This is a genomic window from Dyadobacter sp. NIV53 (assembly GCF_019711195.1).
GTDB lineage: Bacteria > Bacteroidota > Bacteroidia > Cytophagales > Spirosomataceae > Dyadobacter.
Window position 1 is genome coordinate 6,226,693 of record NZ_CP081299.1, and the last position, 25,124, is coordinate 6,251,816.

General features: G+C 40.0%; 20 protein-coding genes and 1 pseudogene. 13 read left to right on the plus strand and 8 right to left on the minus strand.

Annotation, left to right across the window (positions count from 1 at the left end; translation table 11 throughout):
• Positions 1-27: 27 nt before the first annotated feature.
• Together KZC02_RS25700 and KZC02_RS25705 are read left to right on the plus strand one after the other, a co-directional pair.
• Complete coding sequence (locus KZC02_RS25700; RefSeq protein WP_221391276.1) at positions 28-1,143, plus strand: HlyD family secretion protein; 1,116 nt, start codon at positions 28-30, stop codon at positions 1,141-1,143.
• 159 nt (positions 1,144-1,302) lie between these two features.
• Positions 1,303-2,877 (plus strand): DHA2 family efflux MFS transporter permease subunit, encoded by a 1,575-nt coding sequence (locus KZC02_RS25705; protein ID WP_221391277.1) that lies wholly within the window; start codon positions 1,303-1,305, stop codon positions 2,875-2,877.
• A gap of 89 nt (positions 2,878-2,966) precedes the next feature.
• Here the strand turns inward: KZC02_RS25705 and KZC02_RS25710 are convergent, their stop codons facing one another.
• Complete coding sequence (locus KZC02_RS25710) at positions 2,967-3,659, minus strand: molybdopterin-dependent oxidoreductase (protein ID WP_221391278.1); 693 nt, start codon at positions 3,657-3,659, stop codon at positions 2,967-2,969.
• Positions 3,660-3,853: 194 nt separating this feature from the next.
• Between KZC02_RS25710 and KZC02_RS25715 the strand changes: the two genes are divergently transcribed.
• From KZC02_RS25715 to KZC02_RS25735, 5 genes are all read left to right on the plus strand, one after another.
• A complete protein-coding gene (locus KZC02_RS25715) occupies positions 3,854-4,786 on the plus strand; it encodes a sugar phosphate isomerase/epimerase (protein ID WP_221391279.1) in 933 nt (310 codons plus the stop codon).
• 4 nt (positions 4,787-4,790) lie between these two features.
• Positions 4,791-5,231 carry an N-acetyltransferase gene (locus KZC02_RS25720; RefSeq protein ID WP_221391280.1) on the plus strand — a complete coding sequence of 147 codons (441 nt, stop codon included), beginning with the start codon at positions 4,791-4,793 and terminating at the stop codon, positions 5,229-5,231.
• Positions 5,232-5,239: 8 nt separating this feature from the next.
• Positions 5,240-5,818 (plus strand): Crp/Fnr family transcriptional regulator, encoded by a 579-nt coding sequence (locus KZC02_RS25725; RefSeq protein ID WP_221391281.1) that lies wholly within the window; start codon positions 5,240-5,242, stop codon positions 5,816-5,818.
• A 175-nt stretch (positions 5,819-5,993) separates the two neighbouring features.
• Complete coding sequence (locus KZC02_RS25730) at positions 5,994-6,857, plus strand: SDR family oxidoreductase (RefSeq protein WP_221391282.1); 864 nt, start codon at positions 5,994-5,996, stop codon at positions 6,855-6,857.
• Between the two features lie 80 nt (positions 6,858-6,937).
• Positions 6,938-7,435 (plus strand): DinB family protein, encoded by a 498-nt coding sequence (locus KZC02_RS25735; RefSeq protein WP_221391283.1) that lies wholly within the window; start codon positions 6,938-6,940, stop codon positions 7,433-7,435.
• Between the two features lie 47 nt (positions 7,436-7,482).
• Here the strand turns inward: KZC02_RS25735 and KZC02_RS25740 are convergent, their stop codons facing one another.
• Complete coding sequence (locus KZC02_RS25740) at positions 7,483-8,127, minus strand: SDR family oxidoreductase (protein WP_221391284.1); 645 nt, start codon at positions 8,125-8,127, stop codon at positions 7,483-7,485.
• Between the two features lie 293 nt (positions 8,128-8,420).
• Between KZC02_RS25740 and KZC02_RS25745 the strand changes: the two genes are divergently transcribed.
• From KZC02_RS25745 to KZC02_RS25755, 3 genes are all read left to right on the plus strand, one after another.
• Positions 8,421-8,912: a (2Fe-2S)-binding protein gene (locus KZC02_RS25745; RefSeq protein ID WP_221391285.1), complete on the plus strand. Its 492-nt coding sequence runs from the start codon at positions 8,421-8,423 to the stop codon at positions 8,910-8,912.
• Positions 8,913-8,951: 39 nt separating this feature from the next.
• Complete coding sequence (locus KZC02_RS25750) at positions 8,952-11,114, plus strand: molybdopterin cofactor-binding domain-containing protein (protein WP_221391286.1); 2,163 nt, start codon at positions 8,952-8,954, stop codon at positions 11,112-11,114.
• A gap of 213 nt (positions 11,115-11,327) precedes the next feature.
• The gene (locus tag KZC02_RS25755; RefSeq protein WP_221391287.1) at positions 11,328-11,696 is read left to right on the plus strand and encodes a DUF805 domain-containing protein; all 369 of its coding nucleotides are present in this window, start codon (positions 11,328-11,330) and stop codon (positions 11,694-11,696) included.
• Positions 11,697-11,772: 76 nt separating this feature from the next.
• Here KZC02_RS25755 and KZC02_RS25760 read toward each other — a convergent pair whose 3' ends face one another.
• The 3 genes from KZC02_RS25760 to KZC02_RS25770 form a co-directional block, all read right to left on the minus strand.
• A complete protein-coding gene (locus KZC02_RS25760) occupies positions 11,773-13,335 on the minus strand; it encodes a phosphatase PAP2 family protein (RefSeq protein WP_221391288.1) in 1,563 nt (520 codons plus the stop codon).
• 2 nt (positions 13,336-13,337) lie between these two features.
• Positions 13,338-14,288: a hypothetical protein gene (locus tag KZC02_RS25765; RefSeq protein WP_221391289.1), complete on the minus strand. Its 951-nt coding sequence runs from the start codon at positions 14,286-14,288 to the stop codon at positions 13,338-13,340.
• A 156-nt stretch (positions 14,289-14,444) separates the two neighbouring features.
• A complete protein-coding gene (locus tag KZC02_RS25770) occupies positions 14,445-14,993 on the minus strand; it encodes a hypothetical protein (RefSeq protein ID WP_221391290.1) in 549 nt (182 codons plus the stop codon).
• Between the two features lie 354 nt (positions 14,994-15,347).
• On the opposite strand from KZC02_RS25770, the gene KZC02_RS25775 reads away from it, so the two are divergent.
• Positions 15,348-15,869 carry a DinB family protein gene (locus tag KZC02_RS25775; RefSeq protein WP_221391291.1) on the plus strand — a complete coding sequence of 174 codons (522 nt, stop codon included), beginning with the start codon at positions 15,348-15,350 and terminating at the stop codon, positions 15,867-15,869.
• Between the two features lie 17 nt (positions 15,870-15,886).
• Here the strand turns inward: KZC02_RS25775 and KZC02_RS25780 are convergent, their stop codons facing one another.
• Positions 15,887-17,902 carry a thioredoxin domain-containing protein gene (locus KZC02_RS25780; protein ID WP_221391292.1) on the minus strand — a complete coding sequence of 672 codons (2,016 nt, stop codon included), beginning with the start codon at positions 17,900-17,902 and terminating at the stop codon, positions 15,887-15,889.
• A 77-nt stretch (positions 17,903-17,979) separates the two neighbouring features.
• Positions 17,980-19,596, minus strand: coding sequence for a T9SS type A sorting domain-containing protein (locus tag KZC02_RS25785; protein ID WP_221391293.1), 1,617 nt, complete (start codon positions 19,594-19,596; stop codon positions 17,980-17,982).
• A 279-nt stretch (positions 19,597-19,875) separates the two neighbouring features.
• On the opposite strand from KZC02_RS25785, the gene KZC02_RS25790 reads away from it, so the two are divergent.
• Positions 19,876-20,217 carry a hypothetical protein gene (locus KZC02_RS25790; RefSeq protein WP_229253801.1) on the plus strand — a complete coding sequence of 114 codons (342 nt, stop codon included), beginning with the start codon at positions 19,876-19,878 and terminating at the stop codon, positions 20,215-20,217.
• A gap of 121 nt (positions 20,218-20,338) precedes the next feature.
• Positions 20,339-21,655, plus strand: a complete 1,317-nt coding sequence (locus KZC02_RS25795) for an MFS transporter (protein ID WP_221391294.1) — start codon at positions 20,339-20,341, stop codon at positions 21,653-21,655.
• Between the two features lie 178 nt (positions 21,656-21,833).
• On the opposite strand, the pseudogene infB reads toward KZC02_RS25795, so the two are convergent.
• Positions 21,834-25,065, minus strand: a pseudogene (gene infB, locus KZC02_RS33430) (translation initiation factor IF-2).
• Positions 25,066-25,124 lie beyond the last annotated feature (59 nt).

Consider the following 25,124-nt stretch of genomic DNA (forward strand, 5'->3'; position numbering starts at 1 on the left):
TCATTCGAACATTCTATTATAAAAAATATGGAAACCACGCAGAACACCACAACAGAAGAAGCACCTAAAAAGAAAAGTTACACCTTCGTAATTATATTAGCATTATTAGTACTTGTAGGCGGAACATGGGGTTATACAAAATATAATCACGGGCAGCATCACGAAGAAACGGACGATGCACAAATAGATTCAGATATCAGTCCGGTAATTCCGCGTATATCAGGTTACGTAACAGAAATAAAAGTAAAGGATAACCAGTCAGTTAAAAAAGGGGATACTTTATTGGTGCTGGACAACCGTGATCAGTTAATTAAACTGGAACAGGCACGTGCAGGTTTGGCGGGTTCGGAAGGTAGCCTTACTGCTGCCAATGCAACCACAAATGCATCTGCTGCGACCGGGATAACTTATCAGGCCAACGTGTCAGTAGTAGCCGCACAGATTGAAGAGGCAAAAGTGAATGTGTGGAGAGCGAACCAGGATTTTGCAAGATATCAGAACCTGATTAAAGACCATTCCATAACCCAGCAGGAATTTGAAAAAGCGGATGCTGCCAAACAAACGGCAGAACGTCAGCTGGCAGTTTTAGAAGCGCAAAAATCAGCAGCAGAACGTCAGGCCAGAGCCGCAACATCGCAAACGCAGGCAACTTCCCGCCAAACCAATATAGCCAATGCAACGATTAAAGCCCGCCAGGCGGAAATTGACAATGCGGAATTATTACTTTCCTATACAGTGATTACTGCACCAACTGATGGCCGTGTTTCAAAAGTGAACGCTCAGCTTGGACAATATCTACAGGCAGGGCAGTCTTTGTTCAGCATCATTTCAACGCATAAACCCTGGGTTGTTGCCAATTTTAAAGAAACACAATTGACCCGGATTAAACTTGGACAAAAGGTGATTATCCATGTAGATGCTTATCCTGATCATGCTTTTGAGGCAAAAGTAGCATCGTTTTCTCCTGCAACGGGTGCTCGGTTTGCTTTGCTTCCTCCTGATAACGCAAGCGGTAACTTTGTAAAAGTGGTACAGCGTTTACCTGTCCGTATTGAATTTGTGGAAGGAAAAGATCAGTATATCGATCAGTTGCGCCCGGGAATGAATGTAGATGTAGACGTCGAGCTGGACTCTGTTAATTGAGTTTAGGGTTAAAAGTTTAGAGTAAGAGTTCAAAGTTTAGAGTTCAAGGTTAAGAGGTAAAAGTTCAAATTTAACCTCATTTTAAACTCTTCACTTTAAACTCTAAAAAACTCTAATCTATTTCCTCCTTGCTCTGAATTTATTACTAAAATAAAACAAATGGAATTACATGAATCTCTTGTAGAATATGGTTTTCGCAGGGCGATCATTACAATAACAGCTGTACTCTGTGCACTGCTGGAAATTGTAGATACCACGATTGTGAATGTTGCCCTGAACGATATGAGGGGAAACCTGGGCGGGACATTGTCAGAAGTGAGCTGGGTAATTACAGCTTATGCGATTGGAAACGTAATTATCGTACCGATGACTAGCTGGCTGTCACAGCAATTCGGACGGAGAAATTATTTCGCGGCATCTATTATTATTTTCACAGTTGCATCTTTTCTATGCGGGAATGCAAACGGTATTTGGGAACTGGTGTTTTTTCGCCTTGTACAGGGTTTAGGCGGTGGCGCATTGCTTGTAACTGCACAAACTTTGATCACGGAAAGCTGGCCTCCTGAAAAACGTGGAATTGCACAGGCTATTTATGGTTTGGGTGTTATTGTTGGTCCTACACTAGGCCCTCCGCTGGGTGGATATATTGTGGATAATTACAGCTGGCCGTATATATTTTATATCAATATTCCTTTGGGGATAATCGCTGCCTTGCTTACACTGCAATTTATCCGCAGTCCTAAGTATTCCGAGAAAAAAGCGAGCAATGAAATTGATTACTGGGGTATTGTCCTGTTGGCAATTGCTGTTGGTTCTTTACAGTACGTATTAGAAAAAGGCCAGGAGGAAGATTGGTTCAACGACGAAATTATAACGCTTTTGAGTGTTACCACTGTTTTTGGATTCTTCTTTTTCATTTGGCGGGAATTAACATACAAAAACCCGATTGTAAATCTCAGGGTTTTATCTAACGGAAACCTTCGGGTTGGGACGGTTCTTTCCTTTATACTTGGATTTGGCCTTTACGGTTCAACTTTTATTATTCCTCTGTATACACAGGCAACTCTTGGCTGGACAGCCACGCAATCAGGACTGCTTATGGTCCCCGCTGCCATTGTTACAGCGATTATGATGCCTATTGTCGGACAGCTTTTACAACGAGGGGTAAAACAGCAGTACCTGGTAGCACTAGGAATGATCTTTTTCTTCATTTACAGTTATTGGGGATACCTGATCCTGACACCGGACACAGGCAAAGATGCATTTTTTAATATGCTTCTGGTACGTGGAATAGGATTGGGTTTATTGTTTGTGCCTATTTCAACTCTGGCTTTGTCGACTTTAAAGGGCCGCGAAATCGGGGAAGGTGCGGCATTTACCGGGATGATGCGGCAATTGGGCGGATCATTCGGTGTAGCAGTAATTACTACTTTTATAGCCCGGCAGAACATGTTTCACAGAAATGATCTGGTTTCAAAACTGGACATTAATAATCCTGCCGTTCAGCAACGGGTGAAAGGTCTGGAGCAGGGATTTCTTGCAAATGGTATTTCACCTGATATTGCTTTGAAAAGAGGATACCAGATCCTTGATCTGACTGTCAGCAAGCAGGCGGTGGTGATGTCATATATGGATGTGTTTCTTTATTTAGGGCTTATGTTCTTAGTCTGTGTACCGTTTGTTCTCTGGACCAAAAGCGGCAAAGGAAAAGTTGATACCTCGGCGGCTCATTAATATAATATCCAAAGGTTTAAACTTTGGATTATTGAATATTTTAAAACCCGGAATTTGAGCTGCTGGCTTAAATTCCGGGTTGTTTTATTTTAGCTGTACCGGTCATTTCTCCAAGGGTATGCCGTACTCGAATAACCACGGACTTCCCAGAATCCGAGTTTGTTATAGGGCAAAAATTCAATCCTGTTAATCCATTTACTTCCTTTCCAGGCGTATAGCTGAGGTGTTATCATACGAACCGGCCCTCCATGATCTTTTTCCAAAGGCTTGTTGTCAGCAGTATGAACCAGTAATACGTCATCTTTCAATGCTTCTGCGAGTGATACATTGGTGGTGTACTTGTCATATCCATAACAAAGAATATGTGTAGCCGTTGTCTTCGGAACTACCAGTGCTGCCAGATCAGCCAACCGCACACCAACCCATGGAACATCCATACGCGACCAGGTAGTAACGCAATGAAAATCACTTACATCTTCGGTTTGTGGTAAATTCATAAAGTCATTCCAACTTAATGTTACCGGATTTTCCACTTCGCCATCAATAGTCAGTTTCCATTTTTGGTGTGAAATATCTGGTTTAAAACCCAGATCGAGTACCGGCCATTTTACCGTTTTTATTTGTCCTACCGGAAGTTTTGGCATTCCATGACGGTTAATTTCTCCCGTACCCATTGGCTTTGTATCAGACATTGACGGAGTACCTTTCATTTTTTCTTCAAAACGCGCCTTGAGTTTTAATCTCGCTTCTACTATTTTATCCAGTTTATCCTTCTCTTCCATGCTGGTATTTGATAAAAATGGTTGGTTATCTCAATATGATGAATATACACATTTTATCTTTTTTAATTCTTAGCTAACCAATTTATCTAACGAGTAAAACCACTTTGTTTTTAGATTTTATACTTAATCATATTAACCCTAAGGTGATTTTTAATTTATATCCAGTCTGTACAATTTGATCAAATTTTAAAATTATGGAATTGATATCACGGCGTCATTTTTTACAGTCATCAGGAGTAGTATCGGCCGGATGCGCAGCTGGCTTTATATCACCCGTTTTTGCGGCCCGGACAGCATTGCGATTGGGAGGGCCAATATTTTTGAAAAGTGATGATCCTTTGGAAGTGGCAAAGGAACACCGGAGGCTTGGATATTCTGCTGCTTATGTACCGCCGGTTGAACTAAAAGATGCTGATAAAATCAATGCGATCGGTAAAGCTTTTGCTAAGGAAAATGTGATCATTGCAGAAGTGGGGGCGTGGGTAAATATGCTGGAAAGCGATGCGGAAAAACGAAAGAAAAACATGGATTATGTGACAGAAAGGCTGGCACTAGCGGAAGAAATTGGCGCAATAAATTGTGTGAATATCGGCGGATCCTATAATACTAAACAATGGGACGGGCCGGATGCCAGAAATATGACAGCCGAATATTTTGACGCCACAGTAGAAAATTGCAGAAAATTGATTGATGCTGTCAAACCAAAAAGGACAAAATTTTCGCTGGAAATGATGGGATGGAGTTTACCTGACGGCCCTGATTCATACTTGAAATTTATTAAAGCAATTGACCGACAGGAATTTGGGGCACATATTGACATCGCCAATATCTTAAACAGTCCCGGGAGATTCTTTAATAACAAAGCATTGATTGATGATACATTTAAAAAGCTGGGACGCTGGATTACTTCATGTCATGCAAAAGATGTTGTCGGAAAAGATGTTCATCTGGCTGAAACCATGCCTGGAAAAGGTGGAATGGATTATACCGCATATCTTCGGAACGTCACCTCATTATCGAGAGAAATTCCATTGATGCTGGAGCATTTGAAAACAGCCGGAGAATATGACGAAGCAAGAGAGTTTGTGATTAGTAAAGCAACACAATTGGAAATAAAAATGGCCTGATACCATGATCCTCATACCGATACATCAGAACCAAAACCTGAATTCAGAATTAGCGACAGATCCTGATTGTCTTGACATCCTGGATGTATATCCTTCATTTTATGAAAAGATTGGTTTTAATCCGCCATGGATCGGTTATTTCGCATTCATGAATAATAAAATAGTAGGTGGTGGCGGATTTAAAGGGAAACCAAAAGATGGAAGGGTTGAAATTGCTTATACCACTTTTAGTATTTATGAAGGACAAGGAATAGGCACAAAAATTTGTGGTCAGCTGGTTTCATTATCTTTGGAAACGGATCCGGAAATCACAATAGCTGCCAGGACAATTTTGCCTGACAATGCTTCTTCCGTAATTTTAAGCAGAAACGGATTTGAGTGTGTAGGACAGGTTTGGGATGAGGAAGACGGGAATGTGTGGGAATGGATTTATAAAAAACTATAATTTGATTTATGTTCGATGTTTTTCGAAATTACCTTACCAGTAAAGTTGCACTTACTGACAATGAGCTCGAAATGATAGAAGCAGTAAGTGTCATTAAAAAATTGCGTAAACGACAGTATCTTTTACAGGAAGGTGATCTTTGGAAAATGAACGTATTTATCTGCAAAGGCTGCCTGAGAACCTATCGCGTAGACGATAAGGGAATAGAACATATTCTGAACTTTGCCATAGAAAACTGGTGGAGCGGAGACCGGGAAAGCCTGATGACCGGAAATCCTGCCAAATCCAATATAGATGCATTGGAGGATTCTGTCGTACTACTTATTGAAAAAGAGAAATTTGATAATTTGTGTGATCAGATTCCTGCTTTTAATAACCTTATAAATAATCTTTTACAAAAAAGCCTGAATGCCTCATATAACAGGATTATTGCAAATATCAGCTATACAGCAGAGGAAAAATATCTGAATTTTATAGCGATCAGGTCGGATATTGCTAACCGCATTCCACAGCACATGATTGCTTCTTACCTTGGAATTTCCGCTGAAACATTAAGCAGAATAAGAAACCAGATGTCTAAAAAGTAATAGGGTTAAAATTTCTGATTTTTTAATTCATTGATAATCTTTCTGTTATAATATTCCCTTGATCTAAATCAAGATTTTATTTAGTAAATGTCAATGGAGCAATAGGCTTCATGGATGCACATTTGTATATGGTTTTGATGAACGAAATCTATACAAAAAGATAACATTTACGAAGATGAAAAAGATAATTCTGATTACAGGAACAAGTACAGGTTTTGGAAAATTAATGACGATTACTTTATCAAAAGAAGGCCATACGGTGATAGCAGGCATGAGAGGAACATTAGGTAAAAATGCAGAAGTAGCCAAAGAACTGAATGCATTGCCTCACGTGGAAGTGGCAGAACTGGATATTACCAGCGAGGAATCAGTAAATAGTGCTGTTCAAAAAGTTCTTGATAAATATGGTAAAATAGATGTTTTGGTGAATAACGCAGGAGTTGCAGGATTTGGGCTTGTGGAAGGTTATTCTATTGATCAGGTTAAAAATATGTTTGATGTCAATTTTTATGGCGTTTTGAGAACATATCAGGCTGTTCTTCCATCCATGCGCAAAGAAAAAAGTGGACTGATCATCAATCTGTCAACTGGCGCAAGTGGCTTCACCCTTCCTTTTATGATTCCTTATATGGCATCAAAATTCGCAGTTGAGACGCTGACAGAAGGGATTCAAATTGAATTGAAAGATTATAATATTGATAACGTGACCATACAGTCGGGCGTCTACCCAACAGAAATGAACACAGGTGTAAAAGCTGGAATTCTAGCGGATAAGCCTGAAATCATTGCGGTTTATGGTGATACAGCAACCGAAAAATTCAATGAAATGGGCAACTCATTATTTGGGAAAATGGCTGATTTTAAAATGGATCCGCAAACAATTGCTGATGGTGTTTTGACATTGGTAAATATGGAGAGCGGCACACGTCCTTTACGTTTTCCACTCGATGCGGTTGCGCAAGGCTCAGATATTGAGTTTATTGAATCAAGAGCACAAATTAAAGAAAAATGGGCTGGACATTACGGATTTAACCTGTAACGTTTGTTGTTCTGATACAGATTTGAACCCTGCAAGCATAAAAATGCGTTGTTGATCCAAACAGAAATTACAAAATATTTATGGAAACCGCCACCGTTCATTCTGAAAAAGAATTGTTAGTAAAAATTGTAATTTCTAACTGGGAATTACAAAATAAAAGAATTGATGCATTACTGTTAAAATTGTCAGATGAACAGATTTCATCAGAAGTAAGTCCGGCCAGAAACAGCGGTTTTTATCTCCTGGGACATCTTACGGCAGTCAGTGACGGGATGATTACCTTGCTTGGTTTAGGTGAAAAATTATATCCTGAACTTGAAAATATTTTCATTAAAAATCCGGACCAATCTGGTTTGGAAAGGCCTTCCCTAAGTCAGGTAAAGGCATATTGGAATCATGTAAACAGCACATTGGCTTCATATTTTAGTGAAATGCGTACGGAAGAATGGTTTGCTCCGCATACTGCCATTTCAGCCGAAGATTTTGCAAAAGAGCCGCACCGGAACAAGTTGAATATCCTTCTGAACAGAACTAATCATGAAGCTTATCACTTGGGTCAGCTGATTTTTTTGAAATAAAGTAATTGAGTTAGATGGCACGAACGGGGACTTTAGCGCCATCTGGCTCAATGCATTATTTCCACATTTGTCTTGTTTTGAAAAAGAGTCCAGAGTTTTTGGGCAAGAATATCAGGGGAATGTGTCGGGCTGCCTGTTCTGATAAAACCATTGATAGTTATTGTCCCCACGAAAATTCCATCCGGTTTTAAGCGTTGGTTTAACTGATGTGCAAGATTTAGAATTCCTGCTTTTCCAAGAGCCAGTGATCCGTATTTTGGATTGGGGTTTTTCGCTAAACTTCCTCCTGTCAATAGAACAGCACCCTGGTTACTCTTCAAATCTTCGTGCAGAAGCTGGGCACTGTATAAAGCATGAGCAACATTAAGTTTAAAATCTTCTGCCAGCTCATCCGGTGTTTCCAGCCAGATATCTTTGCTTTTTAATGCTGCCGCATTGTATAATAGCACGGAAATACCACCCAATCTTGTTTTTAATTCAGTAATTGCTTGTTCCAGTTCAATTGGATTACTCGCGTCCGCCGCAGCAAAAAAGCAGGTAATCCCCTTTGCTTCAAGGCCATTCGCCAGTTTTTGAAGTTTTTCTGTATTTCTGCTAATCAGGCCAACTGTATAACCTTCTGCTCCAAATTTTTCGGCAACTCCCGTACTGAATCCTGGCCCTGCGCCTATAATTAAAATTGATTTGCTCATGTTCGTATTGGCTTAATTAATATTAATTTCTACAAGTTAGTTAAAAAGCAGGCACATAAGATTATACGATTTATAATCGTGTAATGATAAAAACTAATTGAATTATGCAAAACCAACTGAAAATAAGTGAATTATTCTCGTATTTTTTTGAATAAATTAATTTGAATTAGTTTAAATTGGAGTGCGATACAAACTTTCAATTACCGATTCCGGTTTGTAATTGAAAAGGCATTCAATCAAGTCCTGTAAATTTAAAAACTGATCTTTGTTACTAAATTACAACAACCTTCACCATGGCAGTATATAACTTAACAGTCAATAATAAAAAAGTCAAAGTGGACGTGGAGCCGGATATGCCCTTGCTTTGGGTAGTCCGTGATTTTGTTGGTTTAAAAGGAACCAAATTTGGTTGTGGAATGGCACTTTGCGGGGCTTGCACGGTACATCTTAACGGAGAACCTGCAAGATCATGCCAGACTCCGATTTCAAGTATTTCGAAAACCGATAAAATAACTACAATTGAAGGAATTGGCGATGGTCAGTTAAATGCTGTTCAGAAAGCATGGATCGAAGAACAGGTTCCGCAATGCGGCTATTGTCAGTCGGGACAAATTATGACGGCCGTGGCTTTACTTAAATCAAATCCGAATCCTGATGATGCCGCTATTGATTCTGCAATGAGTGGTAACTTGTGTCGTTGCGGAACGTATGACCGTATCCGTAAAGCCGTACATCGTGCAGCTGATACAATGAAAGTATCTGGAAACGGAATTGGTCAAAAGTAATCGGGTTTCAATTTTCTATCCACATAAGAACTTCAGATTTTGGAAAATATACAAACATCACGTCGCGATTTCCTAAAGGCCACCGGTTTGACGACTTTTGGCCTGGCTTTGGGCATTTCTTCTTTTGGCAGGGATGCAACAGTCAAAAAAATTACACCTGCTATTTTAAAACTGGAAATCAATCCGTTTATCGTTATTGATACTGCCGGAAATATTACGCTGATCAATCCACGTCCTGATATGGGCCAGGGTTCTACACAAGCCGTTCCATCCTTGCTTGCGGAAGAATTGGAAGTCAATCTGGAAAAAGTACTTATTGTACAAAGTGATGGCAGTGGAAAGTATGGCAGCCAGACATCCGGAGGCAGCAGTTCTGTAAGAGAACTTTGGATGCCGATCCGGAAAGCAGGAGCTGCTGCACGGGAAATGCTGACAACAACAGCTGCCGGACGCTGGAATGTACCTGTTGGAGAATGTATAGCAGAAGATGGCAAGATTCTGCATAAAGCCTCCGGTAAATCACTGAGTTATGGTGAACTGGCTGATGATGCATCTAAACTGGAAATTCCAAAAGAACCCAAATTAAAAGATCCCAAAGATTTTAAAATTATTGGAAAATATAACAAACGGCTTGATGTTCCCGAACGTGTGAATGGAAAAGCGGTTTATGGAATCGACGTAGATGTGCCGGGAATGGTATATGCCAGTATTTTACATTCACCCATTATTCATGCCAAAATAGCTTCTATTGATGATAAGGAGACAAAAAAAGTAAAAGGAGTTCTTAGGGTTATGAGAACTGAGCGTACAATGCCTCACCGGACTTCCGAAGCCGTGGCTGTAATAGCAACCAATTATTGGGCAGCACTGAAAGGCAGAAAGGCACTGAGTGTGAAGTGGGATAATGGTGATTATGATAAAACCGTTAATACTGCTAATTACTTTGCAGCAACTTATGAAGCTGCAAAAAAAGATGGTGTGAATTACGAAGAAAAAGGAAATTTCAATAGCAAGTATGCGAAAGCAGAGAAGAAATTGGAATCTCATTATGAAACTCCGTTTCTTGCCCATGCGCCGATAGAACCAGAGAATGCAGTTGTACATGTAAAAGATGACGGCACAGTGGAAATCTGGGCGCCGGTTCAGGGGCCGGACTGGGCCATGCGTGATGTTTGTGCGTATTTAAAAGTAAAACCGGAGCAGGTAAAAATCAATGTGACCTTATTAGGCGGTGCATTCGGGCGTAAAGCATACCACGACTTCTTGCTGGAAGCATGCCATCTTTCCAGGGAGTTGAAAAAACCGGTAAAAGTATTGTGGACAAGAGAAGATGATCTGAGTCAGGGCCCATACCGACCTGGTATGTTAAGCCACATGCAGGGATATGTTGAAGGTGAAAAAATAACGGGATTTCATCATCATGCTATTGGCGAATCTATTCTGGGCCAGGTTTTTAAAGGTTTGAATGAAGACGATGCTGATGCGTGGATAGGTGAAGAACTTAGTACTGAAAATAATAAATATAAATTTGCATCGGCTTCAAAAATCAGCTGGACCAATGTGAAAACAGATATTCCAATCGTTTGGTGGCGTTCTGTTTATGCTTCTAATTTTGGTTGGGGGCAGGAATGTTTTATTGATGAATTAGCACATTTGGCGGGGAAAGATCCTCTTAAAGCCAGACAGGAAATTTTATCTGATGATCGTATCCTGAAAGTTCTTTCTACTTTGGCAGAGAAAGCTAAGTGGGATGAAAAACTTCCCGAAGGTTCTGGTAAGGGATTAGCCGTGTTTAAGTCTTTTGGCAGTATCTCTGCAACCTGTATTACAGTTTCAAAAAATGATAAGGGTGTAAAAATTAACAAAGTAATATCAGTGATAGACTGCGGCCATTATGTGAATCCTGATAATGTTAAAGCACAAACCGAAGGAAACATTGTGATGGGTTTGACAGCTGCCATTAAAGACGGAATTACATTTGCCAATGGTGCAGCTGAACAAAGTAATTATCATCAGTATAATATTTTGAGACTCAATGAAATGCCCGCTATTGAAATTCATATTGTTGATAGTGGTGCAGTTCCAGGTGGAGTAGGAGAGCCTGGTTTGCCACCAATTGCTCCTGCTTTGGGCAATGCAATATTCGCGGCAACCGGAAAACGAATGAGAAAGCTGCCATTTAATATTGATGATTTAGGTTAGAATATTGTATTCAATTAAGTAACGGACGGAATCATTTTCTGTCCGTTTTTTTTGTGATTTAGTAATCAGTTGGATAATAATTATATAGAATTGCAAATTTTATTTATATTGGTCGCTTGAAAACAAAATAAAGTGGAGTCCAGCAACCACTTCAAAAAACGGGGCGTATCCGAAAAGCCATACGAGTAGGAAATCCTCCAAAAAATTTTTTTAATGAATTATTTTATCAAGGTTTTAAAAAACTATGCAGTTTTTACCGGACGTGCCAGGCGAAGTGAATACTGGTATTTTTTCCTTTTTTACATCATTATATCAATTGCTGTTGCATTTCTTGATAGTATGCTTGGATCCAAAATGGCTAATGGTAGCGGTATACTTGGATCTGTTCTTACAATTGCATTTCTTATTCCTTCAATTGCCGTAGGTGTCAGAAGAATGCATGATGTAGGTAAAAGCGGTTGGTATATTATTATTCCAATTTATAACTTAATTCTTGCTTGCACCGAAGGGGTAAAAGGAAGCAATGAATATGGCCCGGATCCTAAGAATGTAGGGTTGGATGCCCGTTTGGAAGAGATATAATGTAAATATAAAAAGAGCGGCACTTTCCAATTTTAATGGAATGTGCCGCTCTTTTTATATCGAAATAAAATTTTATCTATTCTGCACCATCTGTTTTAGCTCTTGCCACAGCATATTCTCCTACTTTATGCCCTGTTGCCAGTCCAACTTCACAATCGAAACGATAATGGATGAGTCCGTACATTCTGGATACAGAGGCCTCAACAGCCATTGCATTCAGCTTTTCTGCTTCTGCGGGGAAGATATGAGCCAGTACTTCTGCACCAGCTCCGGAGAACATGGAATGTCCTGACGTATAAGACGGGAAGTTTGGCAGACCAACAGATGTTTTGATTTTACTGCTCATTTGGTTCGGTCGTGGATAATAGTAATAATATTTAGCATCCCAGCAACAGATCCCTGCATCCTGCATAGCGGTTCCCAGCAATGCAAAGGTACGCGCGGTACGAATTTCACTAAAATTATTATCATGACATAGAATTGCCGCTCTTCTGTGCCAATGTCCCGGAGGTGTATAACTTCCTACACCATCTGACCAGAAACTGGCAATACGCGCCTGTTCACGGGTTTGCTTTTTAGCAATATCCAGCAATTCATTCATGTCTTTCTGGAATTCTGCGCTTCCCAGAACAGGTGGAGGCAATGGTCGTAAAGCTGTAACGGTTGGTTTATCAAAATTCCACGGTGCAACCAATCCATAGGTAGGAAGCATTGGAGGGCGTTTAGGGAATTCCTGGCTTACCCAGGGTTCTGTAATACCAATTACTTTTGCATTCGCAATCATTTCAGCTGTTTTAGCCTGGTTGTTAGCTGTTCCCATTCCGTCTGTTTTTGCTCTTGCCATTACTTTCGCCCCAACAGCTTTTCCCAATTCTGCACCCGCAGTAATGTCACTTTCCACATTCATACCAGCCAATAACCTGCTGTTTTTGTGTTCAGCCAGTTTTCCTTCAAGAAATGGTACTTCTCCCGGAAACATTGCTTTCAGGATTGCAAAAGATGCTTCCGCCACAACAGCATCTTCAGAAGGATAAGAAGGCAATTCGGTTACAGGTAGTATGGCCATAACAGACGCATCTGTTTTTGACGGTGCTTTCCGGTTATATTTAAACTTGTAGTTCCAGGCTGCTACCAAAGCATCATACTGAGCCACACTCAGGTATGCCAGTGCACGTGCGGTATAAGGTGGATTGGCAAATGGAAATTTTGGATCTGCCAAAGGATTTGCAGCATCCGGAATAGGATATTTGCCATCTTTATCTGAAGCCGGAGGCGTGTTATACCTTGCTGCCAGTTCCCTGCCAATTTCATTCCATCGGTAGGCTGCACCTGCACCCCAGTAATTAACCTGATCACGCTGCATTGGCGTGATCTTGGCCATTGTTTCTTTCAGTTTTTTAATCTCATCAGCATATTCCGCGGAAGTCGCAGCTTTTGGCTCGGCTACCGCAATTTCGCTGGATGATGTTAATATATAAGGTTTCCAGGTTCCGGCATTTTCGTCCAGTGTGGAAGGTGTATTTATGGAAGCAGTTGGCTCATCCACTGTTTTAGAACAGGAAGAGACAAGTAAAATGATTGCTGCTAATCCTGAAATGGAATATTGCCTTGTAAGTTTTAAAGTATATATCGTTTTCATTGTTATTGCTTAAATACGTTTTTATTATTTTCAGATTTCTTTGCATATCTTAACTGGTACAATACGCCGATCATGTAGGCAGTGCTTTTGCCAACATTACTTCCTTCTATCACTTTGCTTGCACGGGCGTTTACACCTATATTTTTAGGTTGAAATTTTGCATAAACTCCGACCGCCGTGGATTTCATATTGTTCGTTGGAAAAGGCATATCGTTTCGGCGGATATTGTCGCCACCATCACATCCTCCGTGTTCGATAAATCCTTCTGCCTGAATTGCTTTTTTCAAATAGCCAATACGGGCCGACATATCATATGCATTAGGTGCACTTACCATATTGGAAGCATACAATTGTCCGTCTGCCTGGTAAGAGTCACGATCAATTTTCACTTTGCTTCTGAAAATATAACTTCCTGAAGCTGTCGCATATAAGCCGGTTGGTTTATTCCGATAACTTGCAAGCAGCCTGCCGGTTGCTGTTTTACACTGCATACCTATGGACATGGGCATAAAGTCCGGGATATAGTTGGTAACAGGAATAGACGCTCCTGCAATTGCATGTAATGAAAAACCGGAGACATTTACAAATCGGTATTTAAGCCAGCCGGAAGCATCCTGTACGCCACTTTGCCACATCAGGTTTCCTGCACTTGCCTGTGTCCAGACGTAAGGAAGCCCAACGATGACATTCAGGTTTTTTGTAACGCCAACAGCTAGCATCGCCATGGCACTTTGGGTAGTGTGCGTGCCAATATTTAGGTTTTCGCGAAGAAGTTTATTTTCCCAATATTTATCCCAGGAACTGTGATTGTAGGATACAGCTAAACAAGCAGTGCCTTTGGCCATATAAATTGCATCATTGGGCATTTGGGCAAACGCTGGCGAAATAATACCTGTAAGAGCAGTCAGCAGAACTCCTGAAAGATACTTTCTAATCTGTAGAATTTGAAACATAGGTTATTTAAATTAAAAGAAGATAACTAAGCACAGAATTTCAGGGTATCAAAGCGATGCCTGAAATTCTGTGATGGCCAGGTGCAGGTACACAACTTAGCCGGACAGTGTTATGTAAAGTTAAAACAGAGAAAACATGCAAATTAAGGTTTGCGGTTATGCAATTTCGGGAGGCGGTGTATTGAGATTAATTTCATACCCGGAGTACACCGGAGTAACGGCAGGCTGATAAATGCCAGTAATCACATTTTCCGGGCAAGTAACATTAAAATCTATATGATGTGAATTCGGGACGTAGATTTTAATTAAGTCATTGAAAAGTTTAAGTGCTGTATTCTGCGCACTTTCCGGAAGCTCTTTATCATTATCAGTCATCATTTCCATCATACTGACTAGTTCAAAGAATTGATCCCTTGCAGCCTGATTAGATTTTAAGGTAACATACAAAGTATCATTTTCATGAAGAACATGCGTAGCATTATAAAATTTACCGTTTTCATGAAGTAACCCTTCAACATTGTCATTTTCCCAGGAACCCGAATAAGGAAGTGATGGAAAATACAATTTCATTGTTTCGAAATCATCATCCTGACTAACGCGAGAAGCAACATTGAAATTTTTCTCAAAGAAGAACACAGCAAACGTGAGCCCCAGAGTATTATAGAGCAGTAAAACCAATAAACCTATGGCCGCAATCTTTTTCAATTCGTCTGAGGATTTGTGCCCAAAATTATAAAATTATTGACTATAAAAATGCAATGATGTGCTAAAAAAAGGCCACACATTGCATGCTTGACATAAGTGATTGATAATCAATTGTATTTTTATTAAAAACAAGGTTTTATTTAAAAAAATCACTTGTAAAGATCTTATTTTTGGTAGAATAAATCCTACTATTAATACTTTTTTTCGGGAATGTTTGTGTAACCAATATTTACTTAAATTAAAATTTAATAGCTCATGCGGATCCGGATTATGTCAGATTATTAAAAATTGAGTAAGTTGCTTTTTGTAAAAAATGAAGTTGTAAAATACTTTCTGCAAAAATATAATCTCAAAATGAAGAAATCAGCCATTAATCCAATGCCGCCTTTTTTTGACAGGTACATTAACATCATTGAAGACATTGATATTTTTGATGCTTTTGAAAAATACCCCCTCGAAAAGGTCTATTCAGAAATAGATAAAATAACAGCTTTGGAAGATAAAATTTATGCACCCGGCAAATGGACCATAAAGGATATTTTTCAACACGTTATTGATAATGAAAGAATTATGTCATACCGGGCGCTTCGTTTTTCGAGAAATGACAAAACACCATTGGCAGGATATGATGAAGAGCCATTTGCAGCGAACACAAACGCAATAAACAGGACTTTACCGGAATTAATGCAGGAAATGGTAGATGTAAGAAAATCGACTATCGCACTTTATAAAGGAATGACGAGTGAAATGATGCTAAGGCCGGGAACAGCTAATAACATCGAAATATCGGCTTTGGCCTTAGGCTTTGTCATTTTGGGACACCCCGTTCATCATATGAATATTATCCGTGAAAGGTATTTTCCACTTCTTTCGTAATCAACATAGTATTAAATCTATTTCCCATTAATCTGTATAAGTGCTTCTTCAACGCTTGTAACTGGTAACTGACAGGTTTTATCATAACAAACATAAATAACGGATTGGCCATTACGGTCAGTCCGGTTATGTAATAAGGGTAATTGTGATTCATTTTTTGTTCCTGTTACAACCTTGTTGGGAATAAAAAAGCGGTCGAGATCTTTACGTAATGAGTCAGCATCATTCCCGACTATGGCGATTTCGGTAGTAGGAGTGGTTCTAAGACAATATAATGCTCCCCAGTTAGTAACCCATTGTACATCAGCCATTAAAATTTTCCGCATACGGGAAAGCATTCCATCTGATAACTTTTCATACTTTTCATGATCAAGAATTTTTCCCAATATGAACAGATTGGAAGCCATAATGGAGTTGGAAGCTGGTATTACATTATCAAAAAGCTCCTTTTTACGTGCAATTAGTGATTCACCATCTGCGTCTGTAAAATAGAAATAACCGTCCGTTTCATCATAGAAATTAGCAATAGAGTAATCCGTGAGTATTTGCGCTTCATTAATCCAGTTTTCATCAAAAGTGATTTGATATAAGCCCAGATAACCATCAATTACCGCTGCATAATCTTCCAAAAAAGCAGTGATTGTTGCCCTGCCATTTTTAAAACTGTGACGCAGTTTGCCTTCAGTTGTCATTTTATCCTGAATGAATTTACCGCATTTCACTGCAAGATCACGTATGTTTTCGTCACCCAATGCACGGTAACAATCTGTCAATCCTTTTATCAAAAGCCCATTCCAGGAAGCAAGTATTTTGTCATCAAGTCCGGGACGAATACGTTCAGAACGTTTTTGAGCAAGTTTTTCAAGTGCCTTTTTGTATTGAGATGAAAAATCAGCCGTATAAATTCCCAGTGTTTTTGCAGTCTGATCGGCATAATTTGTCAGATGCAGGTGATTGTAACCATGCTCCCAATTGCCCCTTTTTTTGATATGATACAATTTTGAAAACCAGTTGAAATCATCACCCAGAATTTCTTTCAATTCCTCCTCTGTCCAAATATAAAACTTGCCTTCAACCCCTTCACTGTCAGCATCCAGCGCTGAGAAATATCCTCCATAATCGCTGAGCATTTCCGTTTCCAGCCATAAAATCGTTTGGCGTATGCGATCCGAATACAATTCATTATTGGTCAACGAGTAGGCTTCGGCATAGATGCTCAGCAATTGGGCATTATCATATAGCATCTTTTCAAAATGCGGAATGAACCAGTCTTCATCCACGGAATAACGCGCCCAGCCGCCTCCTGCATGATCATAAATTCCTCCCAGGGCAATCCGGTTTAATGACAATTCCAGTTGTGCCAGTGCTTCCGGATTCTGGGTGATGTCGTAATACCGAAGCAGGAATTTATAAATAGAGGGCATTGGAAACTTAGGAGCACGATCCATTCCGCCATTCTGAGTATCAAAATGTTTTTTTAATTGTTCAAACATTAAATCCAGTTCATCTATAGAATAATCTGATGTTGAAGGGACCAAGCCATATTTTTCGGATTCCGAAAGGATCATATTCTGAACAAAACCTTCGGCTGAACCTGCCAGTTCATCGTAATGTTTTCCAAATGCTTCTTTAATGCTTCCCAATAACTGCACCCAGTTTTGTGGAGGAAGATAAGTGACTCCATAAAACGGCTTTGCATCGGGCAGAAGAAATACATTTAACGGCCAGCCGCCTCTTACTCCCATTGCATGTACCGCATCCATGTAAACTGCATCGACATCCGGACGTTCCTCACGATCGACTTTTATACAAACGAAATGGTCATTCATAACCGCGGCTACATGATCTTTTTCAAAACTTTCACGCTCCATTACATGGCACCAATGGCATGCAGAATATCCTATACTAACCAGAATTGGCTTATTTTCTGTTTTTGCTTTTGTTAATGCTTCATCACCCCAAGGGAACCAGTCAACAGGATTGTGGGCATGTTGCAATAAATATGGGCTTGTTTCCTGGCTCAGACGATTCATAAAAGCAAATGATTTGAATAATGATAATGTTCACCTTATTGTAAACAGATAACGGTGTTTTGGAATTTAATTCACGGTTATTGATTTACAACAACCTTTTTAATAATGATTTTATTTTTGCTTGCAAATCGGGCAAAATATATGCCAGAGGCCAGTTTGGGAAGTAATATTAACTGTTTGGTATCTCCTGCAAATGACTGCATTTTCTTTTCAAGCACAATCTGCCCTTTAATATTTGTTAAAGAGAAATCCACTTCGGCAATACCAGTAAAGCCGGTCAATACTACGTTAAGGTCATGCTGAACCGGATTGGCATATACATAAGCATCGGCCAAAACAGGTTCAATCGATGTTACAACATCATTCAGATCAAATTTGCACAAAAAAACTTCCTTTCCTTTCAGCGTAATCGTTTTGTACCATTTTTGGTAAGAAACATTTACAAGCGTTTCCGCATCATCCGCTGCGTATGGATTTTGCGCTGCAATGACAATATCAGTTCCTTTTACAACACCACGCCAGATGGGGTTTTGCGCTACCATTTGATCTCTCGCCGATTGTGGGATAACAAGTTCATGAGTTCCCTCAAACATATCTTTGAATTCCGATAACCGATACAACCCATTGATAAAGTGCTCATAGGCCCCATAATTTTCCTGGCGGTTACCCGGAAAAAAAGGATTTTCCCAAAGCCAAAGTCCGGATGCACCGGAAAAGAATGGGAATATGGCCGTAGCCTCTGCCATAAATGAAGTGATCAATGGGGTATTTGGATCATAGCTGTCATGAATGCGAAGCCATACGAACGGAATAACGGGTTTGTCACTCCAGGCACGATTTACTTCAATGTGAAACAGCAAGTAAGACAAATAGTCCTTTCCGAAAGGATTGTCGTATCCATAATAATAGTAAGGCGACGGTGAGATATAATCCAGTGCATCGTAATAACTTCCACCAATTTTACCTGAATTGTCCTGTGTCAGATAATGCGTTCTGGCCAGGTTTGTAGTCCAGTCCTGCCAGCTATTCGCCGTAATATTAAGCCAGGTATTACGAACAGGGACATCACTGTAACCTGTTATGTGAGGTGCAGGATTCAGTCCTTTATTTTTCAGGCGGTTAATCGGTTCAGTATACCACCATCGCATATCTTTCTTATAGGCAGTCAAAAAATCGGCATCAGAAAGATTTCTGTATTGCTGTGGAATCTGACTGTCCAATTTGAGTGCCAATATATCTCTGTCATCCCTTTGCATTCTTTCGATATCCAGGCAAACAATATCTGCCTGAATACCAGCTGTATAATTATCCCAATAATTGCGATATGCCACAGTATCGTTTCCCCAGGGACTGCGTAGTGAATTATTTGCCCAAGGCTGATCGCCGGTTGAAGTTGCGACACCATACCAAAGAACTGCCCGGTTTTTGACAGGAAGTGAACCAGGTTCAGTGCCGCTGAAAGTTGCTAAATGGCTAAATCCGTGTTTTATAGGTTGTGATTGAGTATCACCAAAACGAGGGCCGCTGTAAATGATTTGAAATGGGAGGGTAAATTCAGGAAATTTATTCCATTCAATTGTATTGTTAACCGTAACCGGATTAAGCGTATAAGCCGGCAAACAATTTTGTCCAAACGAATAAATTGAATTGACGAATATGAGAATAATGACAATATGGTATTTTCTTAAGTGCATCTTTGTTTAGTTGTTGATAAGAATAGACGGAACTAATTCGTTAATTTTGCAGGATTTATTTTCAGGCAACTAATTTATATTAATAATGCTTTATTAGTATAATGCAGATTCTGCCCCGTTTGATAACAAATATATAATCGTCAAATACTAATATGAAGCAAAAAATGAACCGGATATTTAGTCTGTTGCCTGCACTTGTAATTTTCTTTACACTCATTTCCTGCAAGGGACAAAGATAAGAACGGAACAGTACAGCCAACTGAAAAGGATAAAATTCTTGTGAATTATCCGTGGAAAATGGCTTCCGTAACTGATCTGTCTGGTAATACGATCCCACCCTCAAAACTGAATTTGCAAACACAAGCCATCCCATTATTAGAAATAGAATTTGTGAGCGGTAATAAGGTATACGCAAAAAGCACTGCTGATTCACAGGTTCAAAATGGAGGTACATGGTATTTGACAGACAATCTGCAGGTACTTGATATTGATATCTCAGGATTCGCCGGAAAGTTTGGCATCGAAGAATTAACTAACAGCAAAATGAGACTTAAGAGTACTATGCCGGTAAGCGGTGTTGATCAGGAAACTATCATGGTATTCAATCCGGTGATTCGGTAATCTTGTTGTTGGATAATTATTAATCAGCCGTCTTTTTGCTGATGGTGGTATATAAAAGAATTTGTTTACAGAGCGGCGGAAATATTCTGCCGCTTTTCTTATTTTGCAATTAATTTTTTCTATGAAAAAGAATAATCCGCTTATTATCAACGCGTGGTGTATGTACGATTGGGCCAATTCCGTTCATGCACTTGTGATTGTTGCAAGTATTTTTCCTGTATATTTTAGTGCGACAGCATTAAGTGCGTCGGGAACACTGGAAATTAACTTTTTTGGATATGAAATTAAAAGTTCAATTTTATTTTCATACACTGTTTCAATTTCTTTTTTAATTACAGCTGCGTTAATTCCATTGTGTACTGCCATTGCTGATTTTACCGGAAGAAAGAAAAGATTCATGAAATTCTTTTGTTATACCGGTGCGGTGAGTTGTATGCTCCTGTTTTTCTTTACAAAGGAAACGCTGACTTCATCCATTTTAATTTTTGGACTGAGCCTGATAGGGTGGAGTGGAAGTATCGTTTTTTATGATTCCTATCTTCCCGAAATAGCCACTGAGGATAACTTCGACCGTTACAGTGCACGAGGTTTTTCAATGGGTTACCTGGGTAGTGTACTTTTATTATTATTCAATTTAAGCATGATACTTTTTCCGGCTTTTTACGGGATAACGGACAAAGGCACACCAGCAAGAATTTCCTTTTTTACGGTTGGCGTGTGGTGGATTTTATTTGCCCAGATTCCTTTCAGGTATCTTCCGGCTCCCGTCAAAAATGGTAAACAAAGAAAAGGAAACTGGGTATTCAATGGATTTCGTGAACTGAAAAAAGTATATATCGAATTACAGGAACAACCTTATCTTGCCAAATTCCTTTCTGCATTTTTTATTTATACTATGGGTTTGCGTACGGTGATGTACATTGCCACGATCTTTGGAGCAACTGAATTGAAACTTCCGTCTCAAAGCCTGATTATAACAGTTCTTTTAATCCAGCTTGTTGGTATTGTGGGTTCATTTGCTTTTGCATGGCTATCCGGAAAATTAGGTAATATTCATGCATTGATGATTGGTGTAGCTATTTGGATTGGAATCTGTACAGGCGCTTATTACACCACAGAAGCTATGGAGTTTTATGTTTTGGCCTGCACAGTTGGAATGGTCATGGGTGGAATCCAATCACTTTCCAGGGCTACATATTCTAAATTGATTCCTGAAAATACCAAAGACACCGCATCTTATTTCAGTTTTTACGACGTAACCGAAAAACTGGCAATTGTGGTTGGAACATTTATTTATGGAATGGTTGAACAGTTGACCGGAAGCATGCGAAACAGTATTCTGGCACTTCTGGTTATATTCATTTTAGGATTGATATTATTATACCGGATTCCTTCCCAAAAGGTTTACAGATATGGATTGGGTGATGGGGAGGGGTGAAATTTAAAAAATATGGGTTGAAGGTAAATGGAGGAACGGTTAAATGACAACGGCTAAATTTTTTAGAATATAAAAGCAAGAGCCTGATCGGGTACCCGATCAGGCTCTTGCTATATTTTCTGGAAGTGAATTATAAAATGAAAAACTTTTAATATTCCATTCCGCCTTCTATTTTCTATTAAAGTGATCTTTTCACTTCACGTAGTTCAAAGCTTTCAATAATATCGCCAACTTCGATATCATTGAAGTTTTTGATACTTAAACCACATTCATAGCCATTTCTAACTTCCTGAACATCGTCTTTATAACGTTTCAAAGAGTCAATTTCGCCAGTCAGAAGTACAATACCATCTCTCACGATACGAATTTTATTGCTTCGTTTAACAAAACCGTCCGTAACATAACATCCGGCAATAGTACCGATGCGGCTGATTTTGAACACCTCACGAATCTCAATATTACCAGTAATAATTTCTTCAATTGTTGGAGCTAGCATACCCGTCATGGCATCCTTAATCTCGTCAATGGCACTATATATTACTGAGTAGTGGCGAATTTCAATCTGATCCTGTTCTGCCATTTTCTTCGCATTCGAAGAAGGACGAACCTGGAAGCCAATCACAATTGCATCAGAAGCAATTGCAAGGTTAACATCCGACTCAGATATCTGACCAACACCTTTATGAATAATATTTACCTGAACTTCGGAAGTAGACAATTGCAACAGCGAATCAGAAAGTGCTTCTACTGATCCATCCACATCACCTTTTATAATCAGGTTAAGCTCACGGAAGCTACCAATCGCCTTACGACGTCCAATTTCTTCCAGTGTGATATGCTTACGGGTACGAATTGTTTGTTCACGTTGAATCTGCTCACGTTTGACAGCAATATCACGTGCATCACGTTCATTTTCAAACACATTGAAACGATCACCTGCTTGCGGCGCTCCATTTAAGCCAAGCAGCTGAACCGGCATAGAAGGTCCTGCTGTTTTAAGCTTGCGGCCTAAATAATCTGTCATTGCCCTTACTTTTCCAAAATGCGCACCTGCCAAAACTACGTCTCCCACTTTAAGTGTACCCGTTTCAACAAGGATCGTAGTAACGTATCCACGTCCTTTATCCAAAGATGCTTCAACCACACTACCAATCGCACGGCGGTTTGGATTTGCTCTTAGTTCAAGTATTTCAGCTTCGAGAAGTACTTTTTCCAAAAGAACATCAATACCTAAACCTGATTTGGAAGATATTTCCTGAGTCTGGTACTTACCACCCCATTCTTCTACCAATATATTCATGTTAGCAAGTTCCTCACGTATTTTTTCAGTATTGGCTCCTGCTTTGTCGACCTTACTAAATGCAAATACAATAGGTACACCAGCAACCTGTGAATGGTTAATCGCTTCACGTGTTTGTGGCATGATACTATCATCCGCAGCAATTACAATAATAACAACGTCAGTAACTTTTGCTCCGCGGGCACGCATCGCTGTAAATGCTTCGTGACCAGGAGTATCCAGGAACGTGACCTGTTTGCCTGTTTTTGTTTTTACACTATATGCACCAATGTGCTGGGTAATACCACCTGCTTCACCGCTGGCAACATTTTCCTGACGGATGTAATCAAGTAAAGAAGTTTTACCGTGATCGACGTGACCCATGATCGTTACAATCGGCGCTCTTTCAATCAGGCTTTCTTCGGAATCAACCTCTTCAACAACATCATTCTGAACTTCTTCTTCTGCTGAGATGAAGGCTACTTCAAATCCAAATTCATCAGCGATAAAAGTAATTGCTTCTGCATCAAGTCTTTGGTTGATAGAAACGAACATACCCATGCTCATACAAACCGAAATAACCTCCTGCACTGTAACATCCATCAGTGAAGCCAAATCGTTGGCCGACACAAACTCTGTTACCCGCAATACTTTTGTTTCTGTTTCGTCCTGTGCATTAGGATCGTTCTGGTCAGCTCTGTCACGACGGCGAAGTCCTCTTCCTCTTCCTGAACTTTTGGTGTTTGCACCTCCGCCTCCCATACGTGCCATTGTTGCACGAATATTATCGGAAACTTCTTTATCAGAAACTTCTTCGCGTTTACCACCGCGACGATTATTATTTCTGCCAATGTTGCTTCCGCTTTTTGGAGCAGCATTACCGGTACCTGGTGTAGTACTGCCAGTTGTGCCAGCCGGAGCCGTCGTTCCTGATAGTACCTGTGGCTGGTGGCCGGTTGTTTGTTCTGTCAGTTCTATTTCCCGGAGTTGCGTTAGCGTCTCTTGGTGGACGGGGAGTTTGGTTAGTACCCGTACTGTTAGTGGTACCCGTTGGAGTTCCTATAGTTGCAGTAACTGTAGTAGCTGGCCTTGCATCCCCAGGCGTAACCACACCATCACGAATCCGTTTTCTCTTACGGCGGCGTTTTTTGTCAGCAGCTGTATCGCTACTGGATGCAACAGGATCTTTTTTCTTGGCTTTATCGGAAGGAAGTTCAATTTTCCCAATTACACGAAGTCCACGCAATTGCTCTCCGCGTGCTTCAATAAGATCAGAACCTCCGGATTCCGGCATTGCCGCTTCTTGTTCCGGAAGCGGTTTTATTTCTGTTTTAACCAATTCGGGTGTTTCAGGTTTAGCTTCTATAACAGCAGGTTTTTCAATAATTGTTTCAGTAGGTATAATTTCTGCTTTTGAAACAACTACTTCCTGAACAGGCTGTTTTTCTTCAACAACAGGTTTTGCTTCAACAGGTTTTTCTACCTTTATTTCAACTTTTTCAGGTTGAACTATTTCTTTAACCGCTTCCACCGGTGCAGTAACTACAACCTCAGGTTTAGCTGGAATTGCGGCTTCAGGTTTTTCCTGCTCTTTAACAGCAGGAGCCGGAGCTTGTTCAACTGGTTTTTTCTCTTCAGCAGAAATAGCTTTAACAGGCTCTTCTACTTTCGGTTCCACTACAGCAGGAGCTGGGGCAGGAACTGGCGGCGGAGTCTGATAAACCGGTTTTTTTGCATCGAGGTCAATCTTTCCAATGACCTTAATACCGGGAAGCCTGTTTTCGAGAGCTGGTAATGCTGCTTCGGTTTTTTCCTCGACTTGCTTTTTCTCTTCAGCAGGTTTCGCAGGATTATTGCGGAAGTATAAAATTCCGTCTACATCACTTTTTACCTTATCTTCCTTTGTCTCAGCAGGTACTTCATGCGTAACGGGCTTCGCTACCAATGAGGTGCGAAGATCTTCCGATTTGAAGTCTTTTGCAAGAAACTCAATTTGATCAGAATTAATTTTGGTATTAGGGTTACTTTCCACCTTATACCCTTTGGCAGACAGATGATCTACGATCGTAGTAATTCCTACGTTCAGGATCCGTGCCACTTGGCTCAGGCGCATCATTTTATCTTCTGCCATATTAGCAATTAATAGAAAAAGTTTTGCATTTGCGGATATATAAACACTATGTTGATATA